Origin of the sequence: Mumia flava, from assembly GCF_002797495.1 — a bacterium.
GTDB classification, from domain to species: domain Bacteria; phylum Actinomycetota; class Actinomycetes; order Propionibacteriales; family Nocardioidaceae; genus Mumia; species Mumia flava.
Window position 1 is genome coordinate 1,015,782 of record NZ_PGEZ01000001.1, and the last position, 25,724, is coordinate 1,041,505.

General features: G+C 71.1%; 26 protein-coding genes and 1 pseudogene. 15 read left to right on the top strand and 12 right to left on the bottom strand.

The window, feature by feature from the left end:
* The first annotated feature begins 211 nt into the window (after positions 1 to 211).
* The 5 genes from CLV56_RS04835 (at position 212) to CLV56_RS20520 (ending at position 3,219) form a co-directional block, all read left to right on the top strand.
* Positions 212 to 517: a transposase gene (locus CLV56_RS04835; RefSeq protein ID WP_039362907.1), complete on the top strand. Its 306-nt coding sequence runs from the start codon at positions 212 to 214 to the stop codon at positions 515 to 517.
* Positions 514 to 645 (top strand): hypothetical protein, encoded by a 132-nt coding sequence (locus CLV56_RS21335; protein ID WP_281254188.1) that lies wholly within the window; start codon positions 514 to 516, stop codon positions 643 to 645. Before CLV56_RS04835 ends, CLV56_RS21335 begins: the two co-directional genes overlap by 4 nt.
* On the top strand, positions 642 to 1,115 hold the full coding sequence (locus CLV56_RS20800; protein ID WP_170224755.1) for an IS3 family transposase: 474 nt from the start codon (positions 642 to 644) through the stop codon (positions 1,113 to 1,115). Before CLV56_RS21335 ends, CLV56_RS20800 begins: the two co-directional genes overlap by 4 nt.
* A 104-nt stretch (positions 1,116 to 1,219) precedes the next feature.
* Complete coding sequence (locus tag CLV56_RS04845; protein WP_039362904.1) at positions 1,220 to 2,059, top strand: serine/threonine-protein kinase; 840 nt, start codon at positions 1,220 to 1,222, stop codon at positions 2,057 to 2,059.
* Positions 2,059 to 3,219, top strand: coding sequence for a hypothetical protein (locus CLV56_RS20520; protein WP_157805071.1), 1,161 nt, complete (start codon positions 2,059 to 2,061; stop codon positions 3,217 to 3,219). Before CLV56_RS04845 ends, CLV56_RS20520 begins: the two co-directional genes overlap by 1 nt.
* 975 nt (positions 3,220 to 4,194) lie before the next feature.
* Here CLV56_RS20520 and ychF read toward each other — a convergent pair.
* From ychF to CLV56_RS04870, 3 genes are read right to left on the bottom strand one after another with little or no spacing between them, the layout of a single operon-like run.
* The gene (gene ychF, locus CLV56_RS04860) at positions 4,195 to 5,271 is read right to left on the bottom strand and encodes a redox-regulated ATPase YchF (RefSeq protein WP_039362895.1); all 1,077 of its coding nucleotides are present in this window, start codon (positions 5,269 to 5,271) and stop codon (positions 4,195 to 4,197) included.
* A gap of 6 nt (positions 5,272 to 5,277) precedes the next feature.
* Positions 5,278 to 5,862 (bottom strand): GNAT family N-acetyltransferase, encoded by a 585-nt coding sequence (locus CLV56_RS04865; RefSeq protein WP_100414472.1) that lies wholly within the window; start codon positions 5,860 to 5,862, stop codon positions 5,278 to 5,280.
* A complete protein-coding gene (locus CLV56_RS04870; RefSeq protein ID WP_039362892.1) occupies positions 5,859 to 6,866 on the bottom strand; it encodes an ArsR/SmtB family transcription factor in 1,008 nt (335 codons plus the stop codon). Before CLV56_RS04870 ends, CLV56_RS04865 begins: the two co-directional genes overlap by 4 nt.
* Positions 6,867 to 6,922: 56 nt before the next feature.
* Between CLV56_RS04870 and CLV56_RS04875 the strand changes: the two genes are divergently transcribed.
* Positions 6,923 to 8,209: an MFS transporter gene (locus CLV56_RS04875; protein WP_100414473.1), complete on the top strand. Its 1,287-nt coding sequence runs from the start codon at positions 6,923 to 6,925 to the stop codon at positions 8,207 to 8,209.
* Between the two features lie 9 nt (positions 8,210 to 8,218).
* Complete coding sequence (locus tag CLV56_RS04880; RefSeq protein WP_039362889.1) at positions 8,219 to 8,671, top strand: DUF6542 domain-containing protein; 453 nt, start codon at positions 8,219 to 8,221, stop codon at positions 8,669 to 8,671.
* Between the two features lie 91 nt (positions 8,672 to 8,762).
* On the opposite strand, the gene CLV56_RS04885 is transcribed toward CLV56_RS04880, so the two are convergent.
* The 4 genes from CLV56_RS04885 to CLV56_RS04900 all read right to left on the bottom strand — a co-directional run bounded on the left by CLV56_RS04885 (position 8,763) and on the right by CLV56_RS04900 (position 13,928).
* Positions 8,763 to 9,731, bottom strand: a complete 969-nt coding sequence (locus CLV56_RS04885) for a TIGR00341 family protein (RefSeq protein WP_039362886.1) — start codon at positions 9,729 to 9,731, stop codon at positions 8,763 to 8,765.
* A gap of 86 nt (positions 9,732 to 9,817) precedes the next feature.
* Positions 9,818 to 10,198, bottom strand: a complete 381-nt coding sequence (locus CLV56_RS04890) for an SHOCT domain-containing protein (protein WP_100414474.1) — start codon at positions 10,196 to 10,198, stop codon at positions 9,818 to 9,820.
* A gap of 128 nt (positions 10,199 to 10,326) precedes the next feature.
* On the bottom strand, positions 10,327 to 12,849 hold the full coding sequence (locus tag CLV56_RS04895) for a bifunctional FO biosynthesis protein CofGH (RefSeq protein ID WP_100414475.1): 2,523 nt from the start codon (positions 12,847 to 12,849) through the stop codon (positions 10,327 to 10,329).
* A gap of 80 nt (positions 12,850 to 12,929) precedes the next feature.
* Positions 12,930 to 13,928, bottom strand: a complete 999-nt coding sequence (locus CLV56_RS04900) for a 4-hydroxy-3-methylbut-2-enyl diphosphate reductase (protein ID WP_245857608.1) — start codon at positions 13,926 to 13,928, stop codon at positions 12,930 to 12,932.
* Between the two features lie 78 nt (positions 13,929 to 14,006).
* On the opposite strand from CLV56_RS04900, the gene xseA reads away from it, so the two are divergent.
* Complete coding sequence (gene xseA, locus CLV56_RS04905; protein ID WP_100414476.1) at positions 14,007 to 15,437, top strand: exodeoxyribonuclease VII large subunit; 1,431 nt, start codon at positions 14,007 to 14,009, stop codon at positions 15,435 to 15,437.
* Complete coding sequence (locus CLV56_RS04910; RefSeq protein ID WP_039362883.1) at positions 15,437 to 15,664, top strand: exodeoxyribonuclease VII small subunit; 228 nt, start codon at positions 15,437 to 15,439, stop codon at positions 15,662 to 15,664. Before xseA ends, CLV56_RS04910 begins: the two co-directional genes overlap by 1 nt.
* A 119-nt stretch (positions 15,665 to 15,783) precedes the next feature.
* Here the strand turns inward: CLV56_RS04910 and CLV56_RS04915 are convergent, their stop codons facing one another.
* Entirely contained in the window at positions 15,784 to 16,401 is a 618-nt protein-coding gene (locus tag CLV56_RS04915; RefSeq protein ID WP_100414477.1) for a DUF4245 domain-containing protein, read from the bottom strand.
* 139 nt (positions 16,402 to 16,540) lie between these two features.
* Between CLV56_RS04915 and CLV56_RS04920 the strand changes: the two are divergent.
* The 4 genes and pseudogenes from CLV56_RS04920 to CLV56_RS04935 form a co-directional block, all read left to right on the top strand.
* Positions 16,541 to 16,971: pseudogene (locus CLV56_RS04920) on the top strand (TOBE domain-containing protein); the annotation flags it as partial.
* A complete protein-coding gene (gene modA, locus CLV56_RS04925; protein WP_039362879.1) occupies positions 16,963 to 17,754 on the top strand; it encodes a molybdate ABC transporter substrate-binding protein in 792 nt (263 codons plus the stop codon). The pseudogene CLV56_RS04920 and the gene modA, both read left to right, overlap by 9 nt.
* A complete protein-coding gene (locus tag CLV56_RS04930; RefSeq protein WP_039362876.1) occupies positions 17,751 to 18,557 on the top strand; it encodes an ABC transporter permease in 807 nt (268 codons plus the stop codon). The genes modA and CLV56_RS04930 overlap by 4 nt, the downstream gene beginning before the upstream one ends.
* On the top strand, positions 18,554 to 19,576 hold the full coding sequence (locus CLV56_RS04935; protein WP_039363036.1) for an ABC transporter ATP-binding protein: 1,023 nt from the start codon (positions 18,554 to 18,556) through the stop codon (positions 19,574 to 19,576). Before CLV56_RS04930 ends, CLV56_RS04935 begins: the two co-directional genes overlap by 4 nt.
* Before the next feature lie 83 nt (positions 19,577 to 19,659).
* On the opposite strand, the gene CLV56_RS04940 is transcribed toward CLV56_RS04935, so the two are convergent.
* The 4 genes from CLV56_RS04940 to CLV56_RS04955 form a co-directional block, all read right to left on the bottom strand.
* Complete coding sequence (locus CLV56_RS04940) at positions 19,660 to 20,544, bottom strand: universal stress protein (RefSeq protein WP_100414478.1); 885 nt, start codon at positions 20,542 to 20,544, stop codon at positions 19,660 to 19,662.
* Positions 20,545 to 20,644: 100 nt separating this feature from the next.
* The gene (locus tag CLV56_RS04945) at positions 20,645 to 21,070 is read right to left on the bottom strand and encodes a pyridoxamine 5'-phosphate oxidase family protein (protein ID WP_100414479.1); all 426 of its coding nucleotides are present in this window, start codon (positions 21,068 to 21,070) and stop codon (positions 20,645 to 20,647) included.
* Between the two features lie 121 nt (positions 21,071 to 21,191).
* Positions 21,192 to 21,902 carry a response regulator gene (locus CLV56_RS04950; RefSeq protein WP_342744995.1) on the bottom strand — a complete coding sequence of 237 codons (711 nt, stop codon included), beginning with the start codon at positions 21,900 to 21,902 and terminating at the stop codon, positions 21,192 to 21,194.
* Positions 21,899 to 23,590, bottom strand: a complete 1,692-nt coding sequence (locus CLV56_RS04955) for a sensor histidine kinase (RefSeq protein ID WP_100414480.1) — start codon at positions 23,588 to 23,590, stop codon at positions 21,899 to 21,901. Before CLV56_RS04955 ends, CLV56_RS04950 begins: the two co-directional genes overlap by 4 nt.
* Positions 23,591 to 23,735: 145 nt before the next feature.
* Here CLV56_RS04955 and glpX point away from each other — a divergent pair, with 145 nt between their 5' ends.
* Positions 23,736 to 24,770: a class II fructose-bisphosphatase gene (gene glpX / locus CLV56_RS04960; protein ID WP_039362873.1), complete on the top strand. Its 1,035-nt coding sequence runs from the start codon at positions 23,736 to 23,738 to the stop codon at positions 24,768 to 24,770.
* Positions 24,771 to 24,772: 2 nt separating this feature from the next.
* Positions 24,773 to 25,690, top strand: a complete 918-nt coding sequence (locus tag CLV56_RS04965; RefSeq protein WP_039362869.1) for a carbohydrate kinase family protein — start codon at positions 24,773 to 24,775, stop codon at positions 25,688 to 25,690.
* The last annotated feature ends 34 nt before the right edge of the window (positions 25,691 to 25,724 follow it).

The following is a 25,724-nucleotide window of genomic DNA, read 5'->3' on the forward strand; positions in this document are numbered from 1 at the left end:
GGCGATGGTCCACTCCTGCTGGACTTCGCACGCGACAGGTCTCCGGACGAAAGACAGAGCCGCCGGCTCAGCCTCCTCTAGCCTGAGGCCGTGACGGGGCGAAACGAGCGGGACACCTTGAACCGCCCCGGCATGTCCGAGACTCTGGTGTGTCCTGGGTCCCACGGCGTCTGAGTTTCTGGATTCTGGTGCATGACACCAGGAGGTTCAGATGGGACGACCGGGCTATCCGGCAGAGTCTCGTCGCAGGGCGCTTGATCTACTCGCCGAGGGCCGCACCGTGGCGAGCGTCGCGCACGATCTCGACGTCAGTGATCAGACGCTCTACAACTGGCGGCGCCAAGACCGCATCGATCGCGGCGAGCAGCCCGGTATGACGACTGCGGAGCACGCCGATCTGGCGGCAGCGAAGAAGCGCATCCGCGACCTCGAGACCGAGCTCGCGGTCGCCCGACAGGCAGTCGATGCGTTGAAGGAGGAGGTGAGCCCAAAAGGCGGTACGCGGCGGTCGAGATGATCGCCGCGCACGACCTCCCGGTGCAGGTCGCGTGCCGGGTCCTCGGCGTCGCCGAGTCCGGGTTCTATGGGCACCGCACCCGCCCGCCGTCGGAGCGATCGATCCGGCACGCGATGCTCACCAAGTGATCGCCACGATCCACGCCGAGTCGAACGGCACCTACGGCATCGCGCGGATCCATGCTGAGCTCACCCTCGGTCGCGGAGTGAAGGTCGGACACAACCAGGTCCACTTACTGATGCGCCGTGCCGGCCTGCAGGGCGTGACCGGCAGACGGAAGTGGAAGCGGATCAAGCCGGACAACATCGCCTGCGACCTCGTCGAGCGCGACTTCGCGCGTCAGCGCAGCCGGCGGTTCTCCTCGACCACATCGCTCGGAGTTCCTGGGACCTTGCCCTGGTCGACCTCGACCCGCCGAGCCCACGTCCGCAAGGTCTCCGGGCTGATCCCCAACAGCTCTGAGACGTGTCGAGCAGCCGCGGACTTGCTCTGGTGTTCCGGCAGCGCCTCAGCGAACATCCTCAGCACCCGCTCACGCATCTCAGGTTCAAACTTCTTCGGCATCGTCGTCCCATCCTGGATTAGAAGACGGAACTAAAGCCAGGCCGATTCAGTCACGACGCCGTCTGCCATCGTGTCGCCCGACGTCACGGACTGCCTCGGTTCATTGTGCCAAGGTATGAGAACGCGATTGGGGGCTCCATGGATCATGACGACGTTCTTAGGCAAGCAGCTGCCCAGTACGGCCTCACATCGATAGCGCCAATAGCCCAGGGTGGGCAGAAACTGGTAGCCCGGGCCGCTCAGGGGTCAGCTGATGTAGTCGTCAAAGTTGTCCTCCTAGCGGGGGCTCCAGATCCGCATGCGCTCGAACGCTGCGAGCGCGAGGTCGCACTTCTCAAATCGCTCAGCCACCCGAACATCGTTCGCGTGTTGAGCGACCTTGAGGTCATCGGATCCCCAGCGGAGGCGACATACTGGGTGGAGGAGTTCCTAGACGGTGACGACCTCGCAACGCTTCTCGGTCCTCAATGGACCTGGGATGACACCGAGAAGATGATGCACGAGGTGGCATCTGGCCTTGCCGCAATGCACCAGGCCAACTGCGTTCATCGCGACCTGTCAGCGCGAAACGTGCGACGAACAAGTTCAGGGCAGTGGAAAATCCTGGATCCTGGGCTCGCCAAGCACCTGGACCGCAGTTCAATCACGGGGCTGTTCACACCCGGAACACCCGGATTCATGAGCCCTGAGCAGGCGACAGCTGGTGTTCGGGTCACGCCAGCCTCCGACGTACACGCCCTCGGCATCCTGGCGTACTTGGCGCTTACTGGCGACTATCCGATCCCGGTCGGGGGGAACCTCGGCGACTACCGAACCCGACTCCTCTACACAGACCCTCCCAGCCTGGGAGCGGTACGGGGGGATCTGGATGCCAAGCAGGTGGCGCTCATCGACGGGTGCATCGCTCGCCAACCCGGACGCCGATGGATTGATGCCGAAGAGGTCCTCTCGGAGCTCGCGGACCTAAGGGGGAATTGATGGCGCTCTACCTTCATGACGGATCTGTCGGCGGTCAGGCAACCTGGACGGAGGCGGCTCTTACTGCCGGCGTCGCCGACGGTGCGGTAATGAGCCCTTTCTTTACGCCACAGGTTCCGCGGCCGAGGAACCCGTCAGGGGAGGACTACGCAGATCGAATTCGGGGTGCACACGGCGAGGTGATTTTCGATTCGACCACACACGCGGTCACCTTGCCCGGCGTCGACAATTGGGCCAACTACCGCACCTGGTCCTTGTGGGGTGGTCCTCGCGGCGACCTCTCAACACCTGCTCTGGTCCAAGAGCATGTGGCTCGCGTGTTCGACCACCAGACCGCATTGGGGACACCGCATCTCACGCCAACGCTGACGTTGGACAATCCGATCGGGCCCTCCGCGGACAGCGCGGTTGAACTGGCAGAAGAGGGCCGGGCTCAGGACCATGATGCTTGGCAGTCCCTCAGCGGTCGACGAGGGTTCTGGTTGTCGCCAGATCTGGACGCCTACGTGGGATCACTCGTCAGCCTTCGGGCGCCGACCTGGTTTGTGACAGTTGTGCGCGACACCATGGACTATCCGCCGGACACGAGTGACCTCCGACAGACTGCGGCGGTCTGCCGGACAGTCCAGACTCTCGCCAGGCGCTCACGCGTCGTCCTGTGCCAGTCCGATCTCTTCGGCCTTCCCGGGGTTGCGGCTGGTGCAGATTCCGTCGGATCGGGTTGGCACACCAAGCAGCGGGTCTGCTGCCCAGCCACATACCAACAAAACGACCCGACTCAGGTGCGGCGTCAAGCCGAATGGCACACCTTCGAGGGGCTCGCGGCCCGGCTTCACAACTCTGTGAGCGACATCCTCCAGCGCAACGACGCCACAAGGGCGAACTCCCTCTACAGGGGAACGGTGTCGTCCGCCACGGCGGACCTTCGTCACCACCACCTCGGCGCCGTGCGCGCTCTTGTCGCGACAGTGGATTCGGCCGGAAGCAGCCCTGCAGACCGTGTGCAGGCCTTGCGGGACATCTACGAGTTCTCGATCTCGGAACTTGACGATTTCACACGCCGCTACAGCCGACTATTCCAGCAGGTGCGCGGGCAGCACATTGATGGCCCCTTGGGAGGTCTTGAGGCGTACGCCCGGGCGGAGGGGATCTGGACCTAGAGTCGCTTGGCCGAGCTCAGCGAGACCGTGTCGCCGAGAGCAGCCAACACGTACTCGCTCGCCAGGAGACGCTTGGGGACCTTCAGCCTCGAAAGTCGCGGACGGACTAGCCACTTACCGTCCACGTAGAGGCCTACGCCTAATGCCGAGAACCTGGTTACTGCGGAAGTTCTTACCTTCTCGCTCATCCGAGGAAGGACGAGGGTGGTCGAATCCGCATAGGCCCCGTACCTGAGACACTGATCTAGACCCGATCGCCAATCGTCCACCTTCGCTTCCAGGGCATACGTTCGCCCCACCGGCTCGAAGCCATCCGCCCGGAACCACCGGTCCCCTTGGCGGTGGACGGCTCCGACTTTGGCCAATCCAAGGAGCACCCTGCTCGCTTGCCGCTTGGTCAATCCCAGCAATCCTGCTAGGGAGTCGACCGTGACCGGGCGCGTCGTGCTCAGGCTGGCGACCAGGCGCATGGCCGGTTCCGACAAAATTGGCGGAGCACCAACGGCCAGCCGCCTATGGAGCGCGGCTTGATCAAGCGAGGCAACCAACAGGTCAGGCAGTCCGACTGGCAGCGGACACTCCGGTACAAGGAAGTTCAAGCTGCCGGCGGGCAACCGCAAGCGATCAGCCGCCGCGCGTAGATCCGGTTCAACCAGACGTTCCTGAACCGGCTCGAACCGACGGCCTCCCAGCGAGGACGCGGCAGCGACTTCGACCGCCGCGCTTGCACGACCACCTGACCCCTGCGGGCGGCTCATGAGATCTGTCGGCTCCACCACGCAAACCTAACCCAGCCCCACCGACAGCGTCCGGCATGGGCATCGACCGCGCTGCTGCTGGGGCCTCGACCGTCGGCTCTGACGGCCATCACGGGTTCCCCTAAGGCGGTCGCCCAGCCCAAGAACTGAGCTTCTTGCGGACGCTGTGCGGACTGGGAGCCCCTACACCCCGCCTGACCTGCGCAAACGCGTCGATTCAGACGTTGAAGCGGAACTCCACCACGTCGCCGTCGGCCATCACGTAGTCCTTGCCCTCCATGCGGACCTTGCCCGCCGACTTCGCCGCGTTCATCGAGCCGGCCTCGACGAGGTCGTCGTACGAGACGATCTCGGCCTTGATGAAGCCCTTCTGGAAGTCGGTGTGGATCACGCCGGCGGCCTCGGGTGCGGTAGCGCCGCGCTTGATCGTCCACGCGCGGGCCTCCTTCGGGCCGGCGGTGAGGTAGGTCTGGAGGCCGAGGGTGTCGAAGCCGACACGCGCGAGCACGTCGAGGCCCGGCTCGTCGATGCCCATCTCCTTGAGCATCTCGAGCGCCTCGTCGTCGTCGCCGAGCTCGACCAGCTCGGCCTCGAACTTCGCGTCGAGGAAGACCGCCTCGGCGGGCGCGACGATCGCGCGCATCCGCTCCTTCAGCTCGTCGTCGGCGAGCTCGTCGGAGTCGCAGTTGAAGACGAAGAGCTGCGGCTTCGCGCTGAGCAGGTGCAGGTCGTACAGCGGCTCGAGGTCGAGACCGGCCGCGAACACGCCCTGACCGGTCTCGAGGACGGTCTGCGCCTGCTTCACGGCCTCGACCTTGGCAGCGAGCTCCTTGTCGCGCTTCGCCTCGCGCTCAAGGCGCGGCAGTGCGTTCTCGATCGTCTGGAGGTCGGCGAGGACGAGCTCGGTCTGGATCGTCTCGATGTCGTCGGACGGTGACACCTTGCCGTCGACGTGCGTGACGTCCTCGTCGCGGAAGACGCGGGTGACCTGGCAGATCGCGTCGGACTCGCGGATGTGGCTCAGGAACTTGTTGCCGAGCCCTTCCCCCTCCGACGCGCCACGGACGATGCCGGCGATGTCGACGAACTGCACGGTCGCCGGGAGGATCTTCTCCGAGGAGAACATCTGCGCGAGCGTGCCGAGCCGGGGATCGGGGACGCCGACCACGCCGACGTTCGGCTCGATCGTCGCGAACGGGTAGTTCGCCGCGAGGACGTCGTTCTTGGTCAGGGCGTTGAAGAGGGTCGACTTGCCTGCGTTCGGCAGGCCGACGATGCCGATGGTGAGTGCCACGGGGCACTAGCCTACGGGCTGCGTCCCACCGGCTCGCTCCCAGTCGGCCCGGGTCATCACGAAGATGTGCCCGTCGCCGTCGTACCACGGGTCGTCACGGATGCCGGTGTCGCGGAACCCGAGCCGCCGCGCGACCGCCGCGGAGGCGTCGTTGTCGGCGAACATGTCGCACCACAGCTCGTCGACGGGCGGCCGGTCGGGCCCGCTGCCGTCGAACCGCACGAACGTGTCGTCGAGCAGCGCACGGGCCGCCTCGGTCGCGTAACCACGGCCCTGGCTGTCGGGGTGCAGGTGCCAGCCGATCTGGTACTCCGGCGGCTCGGTCCGCGGCAGCGCCGCGACCATCACGGTCCCGACGACGAGCCCGGTGTCCGCGACCTCGACGGCGTACGAGCGCATCCGCGGGTCGGGGTTCGGGGCCGACTCCTTCGCGATCCACGCCTCGGCCTCGTCCAGGGTCTCCATCAGGACGTACGGCGGGTCGCTCAGCCAGCGGATCACCTCGTACCGGCTGCGCAGGTCGAGGACGCGGGGTGCGTCGGAGGGGACGTACGACCGCAGGAGCAGACGCTCGGTCCGGATCTCGCTCACGCCTCGTTCGTACCACGCGGCGTCACGGCTCCCCGACCCCCGCCGACGAGGTCGTCGCCGAGCTCGGAGCGCAGGTAGAGCACGGAGCGGCCGGCGCGCGCGGCGGACAGCAGCCCGGCGTCGCGCAGCGCACGCAGGTGCTGGCTGACGGCGCTCGGGGTGACGCCGAGCCTCCCGGCGAGCTCCGTCGTCGAGGCCGGCGTCGCCAGGGTGGTGAGCAGACCGGCGCGGACCTCCCCGAGCACGGCGGCCAGCGCCGCTGCGGGCTCGTCGGCGCGGCCCGCTTCCCAGAGGGTCCCGACACCGCGGGCGCCGTACATGATCAGTGGCGGCTCCTCGGCCGACACCGGGACCGAGGCGCCACGGGTGAAGAGCGACGGCACGAGGGTGAGCCCCTCGCCGGCGGTGCTGCGGCGGTAGTACAGCGGGTTGCTCAGGCGCACCGTCACGGTGCCGTCGGCGAATGCGACGCGGTCGCTCAGGTCCGCGAACATCGCCGCTGTGCCGCGCCGCGACATCGTCCGTCCGCGGTGCACGACGTCGGCCTCCAGGATGGAGCGCATCCGCGGCCACCAGGGCGCGAAGCAGGTCTCCCAGTAGGACGTGAGCACGGCGACGATCCGGGACCGTACGGCCGCCGCCGACCCGTCCAGCACCGACGGGAGTCCGTCGGGATGCACCTCGGCGAGGTCCTCGCGCACCACGGAAGCGGGCGTACGGGCGACCGCGGCGAGCTCGTCCTCGATCCGGGTGAGCGGTCCGGTGGGGCGCGGGGTGAGGAAGTCGGGCGTGCGCAGCTCCGGGCTGACCAGCGACAGGAGGAGCGTGCGGTCGAGCCGGCCGCGCGCGGGCTGGGTGTGCCGCAGCCACGGCAGGTGGACCGGGTAGCGGCCCGGGTCGCGCCAGGTCCGCAACGACAGCGTCAGCTCGTTCAGGGGCGACACCACGAACCGCACCTCCGCGAGATCCAGCCCCGCCAGCTCGTACTCGATCCGCGCGACCATGAAGGACAACCCTAAATCAATACTCGTTCAGTTCGCGATGCGGGACAAAGGATCTCGTGATCGAGACCTTCTTCCCGCGCGACCCGGTCGCCCGTGCGCTGACCCGGACCACGATGGCGTTCGCCCTCTCCAGCGGCGTCTTCTACACCGTGAGCGCGCTCTACTTCACGCGCGTCATCGGGCTCACCCCGACCACGGTCGGGCTCGGTCTCGGGATCGCCGGCGGCGCCGCGGTCGCCGCGTCGTACGGCGCGGGCTGGCTCTCGGACCGCACCGGCGCCCACCGCGTCCAGGTCTGGGCGACCGCGCTCCAGGGACTCGCGATCCTCGCGTACGTCGGGGCTCGCGACGTCTGGTCGTTCACGGTCGTGGCGGTGATCGCGCTCGTGGCCCGGGCGAGCCAGGGCACCGCACGGCAGGCACTCCTCGCCCGCTGGTACACCGGCGCCGACCGCGTCACCGTACGCGCCCGGATGCGGGTGGTGACCAACGTCTTCATCGGGCTCGGCACCACGGTCGCCGCGCTGGCCCTGCTGATCGACACGCCCCTCGCCTATCAGGCCGCCATGCTGTCGGTGGGCGCTCTCCTGCTGCTCGCGACGATCCCGATCGCGCGACTCCCCCGACGGGTCCCCGACCTCGCCGCACGGATGCTCGCCGACGACGACGCCGCTCCCTCGAACGACGACCCGCCGGGACGGCGGAACACCGACTCCCGGCACCCGCTGCGCGACCGCACGTACGTCACCAGCGTCGCTCTGAACTCCGTGGTCGCGATGCACTTCGGGCTGCAGACCATCGGAGTCCCCCTCTGGGTCGCGACCACGGACGCACCGAAGGCGATGGTCTCGGCGCTGCTCGTGCTCAACACGATCCTGGTCGCGTCGCTCCAGGTCCGTGCCTCGCGCGGCACCCACGACGTACGGCTGGCCGGGGTGGCGGTCCGACGCGGCGGGTGGCTGCTCGCCGCCGCGTGCCTCGTCTACGCCGGAGCGGCGTACGGGAACCTCGCGGCCGCCTGCGCGCTGCTGGTGATCGGAGCGGTGCTGCACTCGCTCGCCGAGATCCTCGCGGAGGCCGGTGGCTGGGGCATGGCGTTCGAGCTCGCCGACCCCCGGCGCGCGGGGGCCTACCAGGGCCTGACCCAGACGGGCTACGCGCTCGCGGCGATGCTCTCCCCGATCGCCGTCACCGTGCTCGCGATCCGGCACGGCACCCTCGGGTGGATCGCGCTGGCGGTCCTGTTCGCGGCGGCGGGAACCGGAGCGGCGGCTCTGGCGCGACAGGCGGCGTCCCGACCCGCGTCGGCGCGGCACCCCGATCCGGTGACGACCGCGGCCTAGCGTGGAGGCGTGGAGCACCGGGCCCGCGGTTCCGGACCGACCCGGCAGCCGCGGTCGCGTCGGCGCCGGGCGCTCACCGCACGCGCCGCCTCGCTCGACCTGAGCCGCCGCGGGGTCGTACTCGTCGCCGGCGGAGTCGCCGGCGCGTGTGCCTGGGCCGACATCGGGCTGACCGGTCGGCTGGGGTGGTTCTTCGACGTCATGTTCGTGCTCGTGTCGATCACGAACGCACTCGCCGCCGGCGCGGACGCGCTGTACGTCCCGATGATCACGCCGCCGCTGGTGATGCTCGGGGTGCTCGGCATCGTCGCCGCCGTCGCACCGTCGGCGATCGACGAGCCCGGAAGCCCTCCGGACGCGTCGTGGGTCCAGCTGGTCGTCGTCGGGCTGATCGCGCACGCGGTCGCACTCGCGATCGGCTACCTCGCCGCGCTCGGCACGGTCGGCTGGCGTCGCTCCTGACAGCTCCCGCCCGACCCTGATTCGTCGAGTTCCGGTCGGATTCGGGGCGCCGGATCGCGCCGCAACTCGACGAATCGGGCACGGATCCGGCTCAGCCGTTCACCCGGCTCCCGACGTCGTGGACGACGACCACGTCGGGACTCCAGCCGAGCAGCTCGTCCACGTCCGCCTGGAGCGCGTCGACAGGCGGAAGCTCGTCCGGGCTGCGGACCTCGATGATCGGCCGGTGCGCCTGCCAGCCGACGTCGACGATCTCCGCGGAGGGCGTGTCGGCGAGCCAGATCTCAGCCGCTTCACGCACCTGGCGCTCCCACAGGTTCGTCAGGGTGTTGCCCGTGATCGGGATCGCCACGAGCGCCACGCACACGGCCAGGAGCCCGTAGACGCGCAGACGTGCGCGGCGGGTCCCCCCGGCCTCCTCAGCGAACCCGGCGGCGGTCAGGACGACCATCGCCGCGATCACGAGGGCGGTCACGTTCGAGACGAACAGCACGAGCGCCCCGAGCGCGAGCGCTGGGGACCCGGTCCCGAGACAGACACCGACCACGCCGAGCGGCGGCACCAGCGAGATCGCGATCGCGACCCCGGGGAGGACGTCACCGACATCCTTGCGCGTGATCGCGACGGCTCCGACGAACCCGGTCGCGATGGCGGCGATCAGGTCCGGTACGCGCGGTGAGGTGCGGCCGGTGACCTGCGAGTTGCCCAGCACGGAGGCGGGGTCGAGCACGATCAGGGAGAGCACCACGCCGAGCACGATCACCACCGCCGCCCCGATCACGACGGTGACGAGCGAACGCCAGGCCAGCCCGCCCTGGCCGGTGACGACCCCGAGCCCGATGCCGAGGATTGGGGTGGAGAGCGGGGCGACGATCATCGCGCCGATCACCGTCGCCGTCGAGTCGCCGATCACGCCGGCGATCGCGATCACACCCGACAGCGTGAGCATCAGCCAGAACGCGGAACGCTTCGCTCGCGCGTCGCCGGCGGTCAGGTCGAGCCGGTCGGTGAGGTCGTCGAGACTGACGCGCTGGGAGGTCGGGACCAGGCGGTGGAGCATCACGGCCCCCCGAGACGCCGCAGCGGGCCACCGGCCCGAAGGCCCGTGACCCGCTGCGCGCGATCCACTGCGAAGACCTCAGCCGGTCAGCGGCCCATCGCCTTCGCCTTGAGGTGGTCGAACTCGTCCTGGGTGATCGTGCCGGCGTCGAGCAGCGCCTTCGCCGAGGCGATCTCGTCGGCGGGACTCTGTCCGGCGACCTGCTGGATGTAGGAGTCGGTCGCGTCCTTCGCCTGCTGCGCTGCGGCCATCTGCCGACGCGCCATCCCCGGACCGCGGGCGATCAGGTAGACCAGTGCGGTCAGGAACGGGACCACGATCAAGAAGAACACCCACACGGCCTTCCACCAGCCGCTGAGCTCGTGGTCGCGGAAGAGGTCGGTGATGATCTGGAACAGGACGATCAAGTAGGCCACGAAGAGGAAGGCCCAGATCATCAGCCAGAAGAAGTCCCAGAAGTCGTCCATTGAACGTGCCTTTCGAGCAGGGGTTATGGCGGCCATCCGGGAGATGACCGGCCCGATAGTCGTGCAGGCAGCAGCCTAGTGGTTCCCGTCTGCACGGACTCCGCTTGTGCCCAGATCGGGGTGTCGAGTCACACGAAGGTGGTGACCGGCGCGTAGTCGGTACGGCGCTCCCGGACCGGCCGCCCGATCCCCTCGGCGATCGTGCGCAGCTCCTCGACCGTCTTCGCCGATCCGTGCTGCGACCCCGCCATCCGGCTGATCGTCTCCTCCATCAGGGTGCCGCCGAGATCGTTCGCTCCACCGGTCAGCATCGAGCGGGTCCCCTCGACCCCGAGCTTGACCCACGAGGTCTGGATGTTGTGGATGCGACCGTGCAGCATGATCCGGGCCAGCGCGTGGACCGCGCGGTTGTCGCGCATCGACGGTCCCGGCCGCGCGACCCCGGCGAGGTAGATCGGCGCGTTCGTGTGGATGAACGGGAGCGCGACGAACTCGGTGAACCCACCCGTACGGTCCTGCACGCCCGCGAGCGTACGAAGATGACCGACCCAGTGCCGCGGGTTGTCGACGTGACCGTACATCATCGTGGACGACGAGCGGATGCCGAGCGCGTGCGCCGTCTCGACGACCTCGATCCACTGCGCGGCCGGCAGCTTCCCCTTCGTCAGCACCCACCGGACGTCGTCGTCGAGGATCTCCGCGGCCGTCCCCGGGATGGTGTCGAGGCCGGCCTCCCCGAGCTCGGTCAGCCAGTCGCGCACGGACCGGCCGGCCTTCGCCGACGCCGTCACGATCTCCATCGGGCTGAACGCGTGCACGTGCATCTCCGGGACCGCGGACTTCACCGTACGGACGATGTCGGCGTACGCGGACGGGCCGAGGTCGGGTGAGATCCCGCCCTGCAGGCACACCTCGGTCGCTCCGAGCGCCGCGGCCTCCCGGACCCGGTCGCCGATCTGGTCGAGCGAGAGGGTGTAGGCGTCGGCGTCGGACTTGCGCTGCGCGAACGCGCAGAACCGGCAGCCGACGTAGCAGACGTTGGTGAAGTTGATGTTGCGGTTCACGACGTACGTCACGTCGTCGCCGACCGTCTCGCGACGCAGGTCGTCGGCCAGGCGGCAGACCGCGTCGAGCGCCGGGCCGTCGGCGGTCATCAGGGCGAGGTACTCGTCGTCGGACAGGCCGGCCGGGTCCCGCTCGGCGTGCGCCAGCGCCGTGCGGACGTCGGACTCGATCCGCGACGGCACGGTCGGGAGCCCGAGCGGCTCCGAGGTCCGCGACGCGTGCTCACGGACCTCGTCCCAGTCGCCGTAGACGCCGGAGTAGTCGCTGCGCCGGTCGGACGTACGGCCCGTCGTGTCGACCTCGACGTGCAGCTCGGTGCGACCGGAGGCCTCCAGCGGGTCCTCGGGATCCTGCCAGGGACGTCCGACGACCGCGGCGCCGGCGTCCGCGAGGCCGTCGGGGGACGCGAGTGCCGAGACGTGCGGGATCAGCCGCGAGTCGAACCACGGCCGCTCACCCGACAGGGTCTCCCGTACGAACCGCGGGTGTGCCGTCAGCCGCTCGGCGAGCCGCAGGCCGGCGTCGGCGGTCCAGGCGGCGAGGTCGTCGATCTGCGGCCACGGACGCTCGGGGTTGACGTGGTCCGGCGTGAGCGGCGAGACCCCGCCCCAGTCGTCGACTCCCGCGGCCAGCAGCGGGCCGATCGAATCGGGGTCGGACAGGTTCGGGGGTGCCTGGAGCGTGACGCCGGGACCGAGCACGACCCGGGCCGTGGCGATCGTCGCGAGGTACTCCTCGACGCCGAGGTCCGCCTCGTTGCGCATCGCGGTGTCGTCCTTGGCGCGGAAGTTCTGGACGATCACCTCCTGCACCGACCCGTACGTCCGAGCGACCCGGCGCAGCGCGAGCAGTGCGTCGGCGCGCTCGGCCACGGTCTCGCCGATCCCGACGAGCACACCGGTCGTGAACGGGATGCCGATCCGGCCGGCGTCCTCCAGGACCCGCAGGCGCACCGCGGGCTCCTTGTCGGGCGAGGCGAAATGCGGGTTGCCCGGCTCGGACCACAGCCGCTCCGACGTCGTCTCGAGCATCATCCCCATCGACGGCGCGACCGGGCGGAGCCGCTGGAGCTCCGCCCACGACATCACGCCCGGGTTGAGGTGCGGCAGCAGACCGGTCTCCTCCAGCACCCGGACCGCCATCGCCCGGACGTAGGACAGGGTGTCGTCGTAGCCGTGCTCGTGCAGCCACTGCTCGGCCTGCGGCCAGCGGTCCTCCGGACGGTCACCGAGGGTGAACAGCGCCTCCTTGCAGCCCGCCGCGGCACCCTGGGCGGCGATCGCGAGGATCTGGTCCGGGGACAGGAACGGCTGCTCGACACGGTTGGGCGTGGTCGCGAACGTGCAGTAGTGGCACCGGTCGCGGCACAGTCGCGTGACCGGGATGAACACCTTGCGGGAGTACGTGACGACACCGGGCCGACCCGCCTGGACCATGGCGGCGTCGCGGACCCGGGTCGCGACGGCGTTCAGCCGCTCCAACGCCTCCCCGCGGGCGGACAGCAGGGCGACGCACTCGTCGTGGTCGAGGGACTTGCCGGACTCGGCGCGTACGAGCGCCCGGGCGATCTCGCGGTCGGTGCTCATGATCGCCCCATCGTAGACAGCGCTCGCGCTGTCCGCGGCGACGTCCCCCGCGTCTCGTCAGACGGTCGGGCGGCGTCTCGTCAGGCGGGCTGTCCGGCGGCGCGCAGGTCGCGGCGCAGCTCCGGCGGGAGCGCGAAGATCAGCGACTCCTCGGCCGTGTGGACGGCGCGCGCAGCCGGGAAGCCCCGCTCGTTCAGGAAGGACGTGACGCCCTCGACGAGCTCCTCGGGAACCGAGGCGCCGGAGGTCACCCCGACCCGCTCGACGCCCTCGAGCCACTCCTCGCGGATCTCGGTCACGTCGTCGACGCGGTACGAGGCCTTGGCACCGGCCTCGAGCGCGACCTCGACGAGGCGGACGGAGTTCGACGAGTTCGCCGAGCCGACCACGATCATCAGGTCCGCACCGGCTGCGATCTCCTTGACCGCGAGCTGACGGTTCTGGGTCGCGTAGCAGATGTCGTCGCTCGGCGGGTCCTCCAGCTGCGGGAACTTCTCCCGAAGGCGGTCGACGATCGCCAGTGTCTCGTCGACGCTGAGCGTGGTCTGGGAGAGCCAGGACAGCCGCGCGTCCGGGCCGAACTCGATCGCGTCGACGTCGTCGACGGTCTCCACCAGCGTGATGCTGTCCGGAGCCTCGCCCGAGGTGCCCTCCACCTCCTCGTGGCCGGCGTGGCCGATCAGCAGGATGTGGTAGCCCTCGCGGGCGAAACGCTTCGCCTCGTGGTGCACCTTCGTCACCAGCGGGCACGTCGCGTCGATCGTCTTCAGGCCGCGCTCGGCGGCGTCGGCCTGGACCGCGGGCGAGACCCCGTGGGCGGAGAACACGACCGTCTGGCCGGTCGGGACCTCGTCCAGCTCCTCCACGAAGACGGCACCGCGCGCCTCCAGGGTCTGCACCACGTGCTTGTTGTGGACGATCTGCTTGCGCACGTAGACCGGCGCACCGTAGAGGTCCAGGGCCTTCTCCACCGTGATCACGGCCCGGTCCACGCCCGCGCAGTAGCCGCGCGGGGCGGCGAGCAGCAGGTCGCGGTCGCCGACGGAGGGCATGCCGAGCGTCACGGTGTCCGAAGCCATGTGCCCATCGTAGGGGAGTCACCCACAGGTCCCGAGCGGTCGGCCACGACCGTCGGCCCGAGCGCCTAGGGTGAACGCATGCCCCTGGAGACCAGCCCCGAGAGTCCGGCGCCGCTGCGCCAGATCTCGCAGCTGATGGAGTCGTACGTCGCGCGGCTGGGCGCGGTCTGGGTCGAGGGCGAGGTCGCCCAGCTGACCCGACGGGCGGGCATGTGCTTCCTCACGCTGCGCGACCTCGATGCCCGGGTCTCGATGCAGGTCACGTGTCACCGCTCCGTGCTCGACCGGGTCTCGACGCCGGTCACGGAGGGCGCCCGGGTGGTGCTCCACGCGAAGCCCGACTTCTACATGGCCAACGGCTCCCTCTCGTTGAACGCCCGCGACGTCCGCCCGGTCGGCCTGGGCGAGCTGCTCGCCCGGATCGAGCAGCGCCGCCAGCTGCTCGCGGCCGAGGGCTTGTTCGACCGGGCGCTGAAGAAGCCGCTCCCCTTCCTCCCGCACTCCGTCGGTCTGGTCACCGGCCGCGGCTCCGCTGCCGAGCACGACGTCCTGGAGAACGCCCGCAACCGCTGGCCCGGTGTCGAGGTGCGCGTGGAGTACGCCCTGATGCAGGGCGCGTCCAGTGCGAAGCAGGTGATCGACGCGCTGCGCCGGCTCGACGCCGACGACGCCGTCGACGTGATCGTGATCGCCCGCGGAGGCGGGTCGTTCGAGGACCTCCTGCCGTTCTCCGACGAGGCCCTCGTCCGTGCGGTCGCAGCAGCCCGTACGCCGGTGGTCAGCGCGATCGGCCACGAGCCCGACGTGCCGCTGCTCGACCACGTTGCCGACCTGCGCGCCTCCACCCCGACGGATGCGGCGAAGCGGGTGGTCCCCGCCGTGGCGGAGGAGGTCGCGCTGCTGCACGAGCTGCGCCGCCGGGCGTGGCAGTCGATCGACCTGCGGCTGCGCAACGACCAGCGGGCGCTGGACGCGATGCGGAGCAGGCCCGTGCTCGCACGGCCGACCTCGATGATCGACGAGCACCTCGCCGCGATCGACCAGCTGCGCGCACGCTCCCACCGGTCCGTGGGTCATCGGCTCGACGTGGCGCGGCACCAGATCGAGGGCCAGCTCGCCCGTGTCCGTGCGCTCTCGCCCCTGTCCACGCTCGCGCGCGGGTACGCCGTGGCGGTCGGGCCGGACGGCCACGTCCTGACCTCCGTCGACCAGGTGGGTGCCGACGACCGGATCGATCTACGGGTCGTCGACGGGCACGTCCGCGCCACCGTGACGTCGACCGATCGCGCCACCACCACCGTGGGTCGGGTCTCGAGCGGAGCGAGTGACCCCACCGATGGTCGAGGCGCGAGCGGAGCGAGTGACCCCACCGATGGTCGAGGCGCGAGCGGAGCGAGTGATCCCACCGATGGTCGAGGCGCGAGCGGAGCGAGTGATCCCACCGATGGTCGAGGCGCGAGCGGAGCGAGTGATCGAGACCCCACCCCCGACGAGTCGCAGGAGTCCTGATGTCCGAGCAACCCGAGGCCCCGTCGATCCCCTACGAGCAGGCCCGCGAGGAGCTGGTCGCGGTCGTCGGCAAGCTCGAGGCCGGCGGGACGACGCTGGAGGAGTCGCTCGCGCTGTGGGAGCGCGGCGAGGAGCTGGCGGCGATCTGCCAGCAGTGGTTGGACGGCGCACGGGCGAGGCTCCAGCGTGCGGCGTCCGGTGACGACGGCGCGGACGACGAGACGTAGGTCCGGGTCTCGATCGTCGCTCCGCTCCGCCTCGACCCCCGGGCCGACCCGCGCAGGGCCGATCCGCGCAGGGCCGACCCGCGCAGGGCCGATCCGCGCAGGGCCGACCGCGGACTCGATCAGTCGGGCGTGACCGGCTCGGGATCCTCGGTGGCCGACAGCAGGTCGATGAACGCCTCGACGTCCTCACGGGGTGCCGAGCCGGTGACCAGGACGGTGAGGTCGCCGTCGGTCCGGACGAAGGTCGTCTCGCCACCGCCGCTGCGCAGCTGCCAGGTCTCGCCGCCCACCTCGACCTCGTCGACGACCTCGGTGTCGGGAGCGTACGTCTCCACCATCACCCGGGGCGACTCGTTCTGCTCCTCCAGGCCGATGTACTCGTCGTTCTCCGTGAGCACCCCGAGGTGCCACCGCCCTTGCGTCCCCGGTTCGAAGGTGACGCCGTTGGAGCGCCACCCGTCGGGCAGCGACGTCGGCGCGTAGACGTCGTACGGTGCGGCGTCACGGACCTGCGTGACCGTCGTGGCGTAGTCGACCGGCGGACGGTCCGGCGCGTCGTTCCCCCAGAAGAGCCGCCCGATCCCGAACAGCGCCACGAGGATCACACCCATCACCAGCATCGACCGGACGATGTCGCCGAACGCGGGGTTGCCGGGTCGGGAGCGCGCGGACGGATGCTCGGGCTCGGCGGCCGGGTCCGCAGGCTGGTCGGTTCCGGTCGGGTCGGGTGCGCTCACCCTTCCATTGTCGCAAGCCGCCCAACGAGCCCGCCGACGGCGACCCCGATCGAGACGCTCGCCCGAAGCGCCGCATGAGTGACTGTCCGTGGATTCGGAGAATGCGCTGCTCAGGCTCCGCAGATGCGGTCGATATCGTATGGTCGTGACCGTGCCTGCGTATCGCTATTCCGAGGCTGCCGAGCTCCTCGGCGTCTCCGACGACACCGTCCGCCGCTGGGCGGACCAGGGCCGCTTCCGACCGACGACGGGATCGTCCGGCGCTGCCGCGATCGACGGCCGCGCGCTCGCCGCCCTCGCTGTCGAGCTCGCCGACCTGCCGCCCGGCGGACCGCGCCCGGACGGGCAGGTCGGTCGACGCGCCAGCGCCCGCAACCAGATGCGCGGCATCGTCACCCGCGTCGTCGCCGACACGGTGATGGCACAGGTGGAGATGTGCTGCGGCCCGTACCGCATCGTCTCCCTGATCAGCGCCGAGGCCGTCCGCGATCTCGGTCTCGAGGTCGGGGTCGTCGCGGTCGCCGGCGTCAAGGCGACGAACGTGACCGTGGAGGTCGCCCCGTGACCCGGCGGGCGGCCGAGGGATCGACCTCGGCATCCCGTCGTCTCCTCGGTGCCGGTGCGGCCGTCCTGCTCCTCGCCGCAACGGCCGCCTGCGGGCCGGACGCCGACGCGGACTCCGACACGACCCTGCGCGTCCTCGCGGCGGCGTCCCTGACGGAGTCGTTCGACGAGCTCGCCGGCGACTTCGAGGCCGCCCACCCGAACGTCGACGTGCAGGTCTCGTACGACTCGTCAGCGGTGCTGGCCGAGCAGGTCGTGCAGGGCAACACCGCCGACGTGCTCGCCACCGCCGACGAGACCACGATGCAGTCGGTGGTCGACGCCGGCGAGACCGCGTCGGACCCGCTGCCGTTCGCCAGCAACACGCTCGTGATCGCCACGCCGCCGGACAACCCGGCCGGGATCGCCGACGTCGACGACCTCGCGGGGGCGACGTTCGCCGTGTGCGTCCCCGATGCTCCCTGCGGCGACGCCGCCGCACGGTTGCTCGAGCTCGACAGGATCACGGCCGCGCCGGCGACGGAGGAGCAGAACGTGAAGGGCGTGCTCACGAAGGTCACGCTGGGCGAGGTCGACGCCGGCCTCGTCTACGCCTCCGATGCCGTCGCGGCAGGCGACGCCGTCCACGTCGTCGTTCCGCAGCGCGCCGGCGAGATCGTGAACGTCGACCCGATCGCCGTCCTCGCCGCAGGCGATCAGACGGGGCTCGCGCAGGAGTTCGTCGACCTGGTGCTGTCCGGCGAGGGGCAGGCCGTCCTGGCTCGCCACGGGTTCGGGCCCGCGTCGTGAGCGCCCGGACGAGCGGCGCAGCGCTCGGGCGGGCACCGGCCGCGCTCGTCGTCCCGTCCGCGCTGGCCGTGGCACTCCTCGTCCTGCCGCTCGTCGGCCTGCTGGCCCGCGCCCCCTGGGGGACGTTCGCCGAGCGGGTCCGCAGTCCCGAGGTGCTCGACGCCCTGCGCCTCAGCCTCGTGACGGCCACGGTGTCGACCGTCGTGTGCGTGCTCCTGGGCGTTCCGCTCGCCTGGGTCCTGGCACGCGCGACGTTCCCCGGCCGGTCCGTCGTGCGCGCCCTGGTCACCGTGCCCCTGGTGCTGCCACCGGTGGTCGGCGGCGTCGCCCTCCTGATGGCGTTCGGGCGCCGCGGGCTGATCGGCGGTTGGCTCGACTCGGCGTTCGGCGTGACGATCCCCTTCACGACGTTCGCGGTCGTGCTGGCCCAGACCTTCGTCGCGCTGCCCTTCCTGGTGATGAGCGTCGAGGGTGCGCTGCGCACCGCCGACCCGCGCTTCGACGAGGTCGCGGCGACGCTCGGCGCCGGACGCCTCACGACGTTCCTGCGGATCACCGCGCCGCTGGCGGGACCGGGGATCGCGGCGGGTGCGGCGCTCGCATGGGCGCGGGCGCTCGGCGAGTTCGGAGCGACGATCACCTTCGCCGGGAACGTCCCGGGCGTCACGAGGACGATGCCGCTCGAGATCTACACCGCGATGCAGTCCGATCCCGACACGGCGATCATGCTGAGCGTGGTCCTGCTCGCCTTCAGCGTCGCCGTCCTCGTGGTGCTGCGCGGCCGTTGGGCGGGGCGCGGATGAGTGCGCTGCACGCCCGGATCCACCTGCGTCGGGGAGCCGTGCAGGTCGGCGTCGACCTGCACGTACGGCCGGGCGAGGTGCTCGCCGTCGTCGGCCCGAACGGCGCCGGCAAGTCCACCGCGCTGCGGGCGGTCGCCGGGCTCGAGCCGATCGCTGACGGCGAGGTCAGGGTCGGCGACGTGGTGTGGGAGTCCACGGTCGACGGCACCCGCCTGCCCACGCCGCAGCGTGATCTGGCGATGGTGTTCCAGGATCCGCTCCTGTTCCCGCACCAGAGCGTCCTCGCGAACGTCACCTTCGGGATCCGGCACCGCGCCGACCGCCCACGGACGAGCGTGCGCACCCGGCGCACCGGTGGCCGCGAGGCACGACGGAGGGCCCGGGCGTCGCTGGAGAGCGCCGGGCTCGCCGACCTCGCGTCGACTCCGGCGGCGCGCCTGTCGGGCGGACAGCGCCAACGGGTCGCGCTCCTGCGCGCACTCGCCACGGATCCCGCCGTGCTCCTCCTCGACGAGCCCACCTCCGCGCTCGACGTCGGCGTCACGACCGAGGTCCGGACGTTCCTGCGGCGCCACGTCCGGACGTTCGGCGGCGCCGTTCTCCTGGTCTCGCACGACCCGCTCGACGCGTTCGTGCTCGCCGACCGCGTCGCCGTGCTCGAGGACGGCCGGGTCACCCAGACCGGCACGCCGGACGAGATCGCCCGCCGGCCCCGCACCCCGTACGTCGCCGACCTGATGGGGATGAACCTGCACCGCCAGGACCACACGTACCGCACCTTCAGTCCGCGGGCGGTGACGCTGTACCGCCAACGCCCGGTGACGTCGGCCCGCAACGTGTGGCAGGTCCGGGTGACCGGGCTGGTCCCGCACGGAGACGCCGTCCGCGTCCAGCTCCGCGGCGAGCAGAGCCTGGTCGCCGACGTCACCCGCGCCGCGGTCGCCGACCTCGAGCTGCACGACGGTCTCGAGGTCTGGGCCAGCGTGAAGGAGACCGAGGTGACGACCTTCACGGACTGAGCTCGACAGGCTCCACCGGCGAGGGCGTCGACGGGCTCGGCCGGCGATGTCGTCGGTCGAGCCCGTCGGGACCGCACAGGCGATCACTCGTCGTCGAGCACCGGCGCCACGGCGACGGGGCACCGAGCCTCCCGAAGGACCGCACGGGTCACCGAGCCGAGGGACAGCCCTCCGGGCAGCGGCCGGTTCCGCCGGCCCACGACCAGGAAGTCCGCCTCCGCCGACATCCGCACGAGGGCGTCGGCCGGCCAGTCGTAGGCCACGCGCACGTCCAGCGGGACCTCCGGGTACCGGCCTGTCCACGGCTCCAGCCGCTCCGTCAGCTGCTGGGCGGTCTCACGCTGCCACGTGGCCTGCGACGTGCGCGCGAAGACCATGTCGCCGTAGACCGTCGGCGCCGCCCAGGCGTGCAGCACCGTCAGCGACGCCTTGCGCTGGTCGGCCTCCTCGAAGGCGAGGTCGAGCGCCTCGGTGGTGACCGCGGTGTCCTCGATCCCGACCAGGACGCGGTGCTGGACCGAGTCCGGATCCCACCCCGCGCCCACGACCACCACCGGGCAGCGGGCACGCGCCGCGACGCCGTTCAGCACCGATCCGGCGAAGACCCGCTCCACCAGCGAGTGCTCCCGACGTTCCAGCACGACGGTCGCCGCCTGCCGTGAAGCGTCGAGCAGCTGGTGGACGGTCGACCCTTCCCTGAGGGCGGTCTCGACCGTCAGGTCGCCGTGGGACAGCTCGGCGGCGTCTCGCGCCGCGGCGTCCAGGACCGTACGTCCGGCCTCGCGCTGCTCACCGACGGTCAGCAGCGGATTGACCGGCAGTCCCGTCGGCAGGTCGTGGAACGCGTGCAGGACCAGCAGGTCGCGGCCGTGGCGCTCGGCCTCGTCGACCGCGTACCGCAGCGCGGCCCGTTCCGTTCCGGCGCCGGCGATCCCGACGACCACCGGGGTCGAAGTCGTGGTGCTCATCGTAGGCTCCTCTCTCCTGGGCTTTCTCCCACCCTCGTCCGCGGCGGTCGCCACGGACAGAGCCGTTCGGCCCGACCTGAGGTACCGGAGGTCCCTGGACTCAGCGCGCCGCGACCCTGCGGCCGGTGATGCGCTCGGGGACGATCGCGATCGCGAGATCGGTCCCGTGCTGCCAGGAACGCAGGTCGGCCGTCGCCAGCGCGGCCGGCGAGGCCGCCGCGCTGCGGCCGCTCACGATCACGCTCCAGCCGTGCCGGAACACGTCGTCGTGGTGGTCGACCTCGAACACGACCTCCCCGTCGTGCTCGGCGAGCACGGCCAGCGGCGAGGTCGGCGACGTCCGGAACGCGATCACGTCGTCGACGACCCGGAAGTTGACCGGCAGCAGCACGGGGGTCCCGTCCCGGCAGAACGCGACCCTCCCCACCGTGGTGGTGGTGAGCAGCTCGCGGCACTCCTCCGCGCCGAGGACGTGGGCTGCGTTCCCCGGGGCTGGACGGTCGGACCCCGGCGAGGTCGAGAACATGGCGCCTCCTGGCTTCGGTCGTCCTCCCAGCGTCGACCCGGAGGAACCGTCCTCGTCAGGGGCGAAGGGCCCGACCGCCCGGGACCGAGGTCCACCCAGGGTCCGGGGACACGTCGCGTGGTCAGCGGCCCCCGCCGGCTCCCGCGTCGCCGAGCGCCTCCTCGAGCTCGGCCCGCTTCTGCTCGCCGAACACGGCGGCCTGCGTACGTCGTTCCATCTCCAGCTTCGCGAGCAGCCCGGAGACGTAGTTCTTCACGGTCTTCTCGGCCACGAAGAGGTGCTCGCCGATCTGCCGGTTCGTGTACCCGTCGGCGAGCAGCAGCAGGACCTGGCGCTCCCGCTCGCTGAGTCGAGCGATCCGCGGGTCGGTCTCGTGGCTGGTCCGCAGCCGTGCGAGCACCCGCTCGGTGACCGCCGGATCGAGCAGCGAGCGACCGGCCGCGACCAGGCGGATGGACTCGACCAGCCGTGCGCCCACGACCTCCTTGAGGAGGTAGCCGGCCGCACCCGCGAGCACCGCCGCGTACACCGCCTCGTCGTCGTCGTACGACGTCAGCACGATGCTGCGTACGTCCGGCGCCGACTCGTGGAGATCCCGGCAGACGTCGATCCCGCTCCCGTCCGGGAGCCGTGCGTCGAGCAGCACCACGTCCGGCGACGCCGCCGGGATCCGCGCGAGCGCGTCGTGCGCCGTCGCTGCCTCGCCGACGACCTCGAGGTCGGGCTCGGAGCTGAGCAGATCGATCAGGCCCCGCCGGACGATCTCGTGGTCGTCGGTGAGGAACACGCGGATCACCGGAGCAGCCGGCGTCGGGGCGTCGTCTCGGGTCACGGGGCCTCCTTGGTCGTCCGGGCTCGCCACTCGAGCCGCGTGCCGTGGGGGGCGAGCGGCTGGAGCTCGCAGCCGCCGCCGTACGCCTGGGCGCGGTGCCGCAGGTTGCGCAGACCGTGGCCGTGGCCGGGCACGGGCTCAGGGACAGCGCCCGTCGTCGCGTCCTCCGTGACGCCGTCGTCGTCGACCCGGACCGTCACCCAGGCGCCGTCCGCCATGACCTCGAGCCGAGCCTGACGCGAGCGCGTGTGCCGGCCGACGTTCGCGAGACCCTCCCGCACCACGGCGAGCACGTCCCCGGCCAGGTCGGGTCCGACCATCGTCTCGACCGGACCGCGGAACGTGACGACCGGCTCCAGCCCGAGGACCGACCCCTGCTCGCGGGCGACCCGCATGATCTGTGCCCGCAGCCCTCCGCCTGCGGACGGATCCTGACGCAGCTCGAAGATCGTCGTCCGGATCTGGCGGATCGTGGCGTCGAGCGCGTGGATCTGCTCCTCGACCCGGTCGGCGCTCGGGCCGGGTCCGAGGGTGGACCGGATGCTCTGCAGGCTCAGCCCGGAGGCGAAGAGCTGCTGGATCACGTGGTCGTGCAGGTCCCGCGCGATCCGGTCGCGGTCCTCGAGCAGCTCCACCCGGGCCCGGTCGGCGGCAGCGTCCGCGCGCTCCAGCGCCAACGCTGCCTGACCGGCGAACGACGCCGCGACGTCGAGGTCGAACTCGGTGAACCGACGGGCGCCGGCCGTCCGGACCACGACGATCGCGCCTCGCACGCCGTCGCGGCCGCGCAACGGCAGTGCCATCGCGGGACCGAACTCGCCCGCGGGCAGCAGCGTGTCGTACCCGCTCTCGTCGATCGCCGTGGTCAGGCTCGGGGCCGCCGTACGGAACGCCGTCCCTGCGAGCGAGCCCTCGACCACGACCGTGAGCCCGACGACCCCCGAGGTCGCGTCGCCGCAGGCGTGCCGCACCGTCAGCGTCGTCGGGTCGTCCGGGGTCGGGAGGAGCACCGCGACCAGGCTTGCGTCAGCGAGGCCGCGCACGCGGTCGGCGATCAGCTCGAGGGACTCGTCCCCGGAGCGGCTCAGCAGCTCGTGGGTCGTCCGCGCGGTCGCGGCCGACCAGAGCTCGCGGTAGCGGGACTCCTCGTACAGCCGCGCGTTCGCGATCGCGATCCCCGCGGTCGCGGCGAGCGACGCGGCGAGCTCCTCGTCCTCCGGGGCGAACGCACCGTCGAGGTGGTCGGTCAGGTAGAGGTTGCCGAACACGTCGTCGCGCACCCGGATCGGCACGCCGAGGAAGCTGTCCATCGGCGGATGCCCGGCCGGGAACCCCGCCGACCGCTCGTCGTCGGTGATGTGGGTCAGCCGGATCGGTCGTGGGTCGTCGATCAGGGCGCCGAGCAGACCCCGCCCTTCGGGGAGGTGCCCGATCCGCTCGACGTCCTCGGGTGGCATGCCGACGTGCAGGAACTGCTCGATCCCGCCGTCCTCCCCGATCACGCCGATCGCGCCGTAGCGGGCACGGACCAGGGTGACCGCGGACTCGATGATCCCGTGCAGGAGCGAGCGGAGATCGAGGTGCTCGACGACGGCGGCGTTCGCGCGGATGAGCGCGCGCAGGCGGTCGGCCTCGAGCCTCGGGCCTCCGTCGCGGTGCCGCGCGCGGGGCCTGACCTCGTCCGTCATGGCGACCGACCCCCGGAGTGCTGGTGTCGGCCCGATCGTAGCGCCGTGCGACGTCGCCCGCCGTACGGCTGGGACCTGCAATTGTCGTGCGGGACGCCAAATCGGTGCCGGAGCCGGCAGCGACGGCCGCCCGTAGGATGCGGCCATGACCGACGCCTCCACGTCCCGGATCCCCGGCCCGCTCACACCGGCCGCCCAGGCCCCCGATCGCAACCTCGCCCTCGACCTGGTCCGCGTCACCGAGGCCGCCGCGATGGCGGCCGGGCGCTGGGTCGGACGCGGCGACAAGAACGGCGCGGACGGCGTCGCCGTCAACGCGATGCGGTCCCTGATCAACACCGTCGGGATGAGCGGCGTGGTCGTGATCGGCGAGGGCGAGAAGGACAACGCGCCGATGCTGTTCAACGGCGAGGAGGTCGGCGACGGCACGGGCCCGTCCGCCGACGTCGCCGTGGACCCGATCGACGGCACCACGCTCGCCGCGAAGGGCATGCCGAACGCCGTCTCCGTCCTCGCCGTCGCCCCACGCGGGGCGATGTACGACCCGTCCGCGGTCTTCTACATGGAGAAGCTCGCCGTGGGGCCCGAGGCCGCCGACGTCGTCGACATCCGCCTCCCGATCTCGGAGAACATCCACCGGGTCGCGAAGGCCAAGAGCCTGTCGGTCTCCTCGGTCACGGTCTGCGTGCTCGACCGCCCGCGCCACGCCGACCTGGTCGACGAGATCCGCAGCACCGGCGCCCGGATCAAGTTCATCACCGACGGCGACGTCGCCGGGTCGATCACGGCGGCGCGTCCCGGCACCGGCGTCGACATGCTCGTGGGGATCGGCGGCACGCCGGAGGGCATCATCAGCGCCTGCGCGATGAAGGCCCTCGGCGGTGCGATCCAGGGTCGGCTGTGGCCGACCGACGACGCCGAGCGGCAGAAGGCCTCCGACGCGGGACTCGACGTCGACGAGATCCTCACCACCGACACGCTGGTCAAGGGTGACGACTGCTTCTTCGTCGCCACCGGCATCACCGACGGCGAGCTGATGCGCGGCGTGCGGTACGGCTCCGGCAGCGCGACCACCGAGTCGCTCGTGATGCGGTCCCGCTCCGGCACGTACCGCAAGATCATCTCCGAGCACCGGATCGAGAAGCTCCAGGCGTACGCCACGATCGACTACGAGGGCTGAGGGTGTCCGCCGGGTCCGCGTCCGTCCTCGTCGTCGGCGAAGCACTCGTCGACCTCACACGGACGCCTGACGGCACCACGGCGGCCCACCCGGGCGGATCGCCGATGAACGTGGCGGTCGGCCTCGCCCGCCTCGACGTGGCGACCACCCTGGCCGCCCAGGTCGGCGACGACGAGCACGGTGACCTGATCCGCGACCACGTGGACGCGTCCGACGTCGATCTGCGCTCGCTCCCACCGCACCACCCCGACACCTCGACCGCCCTGGCGACGCTCGACGGCGACGGAGTCGCGACGTACAGCTTCGACCTGGTCTGGGACCCCGACGAGATGCCCGCCGTCGACGCGTTCGGGCTGGTCCACGTCGGCTCGATCGCGGCCGCTCTCGAACCCGGCGCCGACCGCGTGGAGACCCTCGTCCGCGCGGCGATCGACGCTGGGATCCCCGTGTCGATCGACCCGAACGTCCGACTCGACATCACACCGGACCTCGACGCGGTCCGCGACCGGATCGAGGCCCTGATCCGCCACGCCACGTACGTCAAGCTCAGCGACGACGACGCCCGCGTCCTGTGGCCCGAGGTCGACCTGGCCGAGATCGCGCACGTGCTGCTCGATCACGGCCCGCGGCTCGTCGCCCTGACCCGCGGCGACCAGGGGGCCATCATGTCGACGACGACCGCGACCACGTCCGAACGGCCGCCGAGCATCGCGGTGGTGGACACGATCGGCGCCGGGGACTCCTTCCAGTCCGCGATGCTCGCCGGCCTCGTCCGGTGGGGCTGGCTCGGCCGTGACGACCTCGACGTCGCTGATCTCGAGCGGCTCCTGCGGGTCGCGGTCACGGCATCGGCGAGCACGTGCTCACGCCCCGGTGCAGACCCGCCGACCGCACGCGACCTCGCCGGGCTGCTCCGCTGAGGCCGGGCCCGGGCCGACCGGGCGCCGGCCGCCG

Excerpts from the sequence above, each read along its gene's own strand:
- CLV56_RS04835 (WP_039362907.1), top strand. The coding sequence starts at position 212 with ATGGGACGACCGGGCTATCCGGCAGAGTCTCGTCGCAGGGCGCTTGAT.
- CLV56_RS21335 (WP_281254188.1), top strand. The coding sequence starts at position 514 with ATGATCGCCGCGCACGACCTCCCGGTGCAGGTCGCGTGCCGGGTCCTC.
- CLV56_RS04845 (WP_039362904.1), top strand. The coding sequence starts at position 1,220 with ATGGATCATGACGACGTTCTTAGGCAAGCAGCTGCCCAGTACGGCCTC.
- CLV56_RS20520 (WP_157805071.1), top strand. The coding sequence starts at position 2,059 with ATGGCGCTCTACCTTCATGACGGATCTGTCGGCGGTCAGGCAACCTGG.
- CLV56_RS04870 (WP_039362892.1), bottom strand. The coding sequence starts at position 6,866 with ATGGTCGCGCGGATCGAGTACGAGCTGGCGGGGCTGGATCTCGCGGAG.
- CLV56_RS04885 (WP_039362886.1), bottom strand. The coding sequence starts at position 9,731 with ATGCTCCACCGCCTGGTCCCGACCTCCCAGCGCGTCAGTCTCGACGAC.
- CLV56_RS04890 (WP_100414474.1), bottom strand. The coding sequence starts at position 10,198 with ATGGACGACTTCTGGGACTTCTTCTGGCTGATGATCTGGGCCTTCCTC.
- CLV56_RS04895 (WP_100414475.1), bottom strand. The coding sequence starts at position 12,849 with ATGAGCACCGACCGCGAGATCGCCCGGGCGCTCGTACGCGCCGAGTCC.
- CLV56_RS04900 (WP_245857608.1), bottom strand. The coding sequence starts at position 13,928 with ATGGCTTCGGACACCGTGACGCTCGGCATGCCCTCCGTCGGCGACCGC.
- xseA (WP_100414476.1), top strand. The coding sequence starts at position 14,007 with ATGCCCCTGGAGACCAGCCCCGAGAGTCCGGCGCCGCTGCGCCAGATC.
- CLV56_RS04910 (WP_039362883.1), top strand. The coding sequence starts at position 15,437 with ATGTCCGAGCAACCCGAGGCCCCGTCGATCCCCTACGAGCAGGCCCGC.
- CLV56_RS04935 (WP_039363036.1), top strand. The coding sequence starts at position 18,554 with ATGAGTGCGCTGCACGCCCGGATCCACCTGCGTCGGGGAGCCGTGCAG.
- CLV56_RS04940 (WP_100414478.1), bottom strand. The coding sequence starts at position 20,544 with ATGAGCACCACGACTTCGACCCCGGTGGTCGTCGGGATCGCCGGCGCC.
- CLV56_RS04945 (WP_100414479.1), bottom strand. The coding sequence starts at position 21,070 with ATGTTCTCGACCTCGCCGGGGTCCGACCGTCCAGCCCCGGGGAACGCA.
- CLV56_RS04955 (WP_100414480.1), bottom strand. The coding sequence starts at position 23,590 with ATGACGGACGAGGTCAGGCCCCGCGCGCGGCACCGCGACGGAGGCCCG.
- glpX (WP_039362873.1), top strand. The coding sequence starts at position 23,736 with ATGACCGACGCCTCCACGTCCCGGATCCCCGGCCCGCTCACACCGGCC.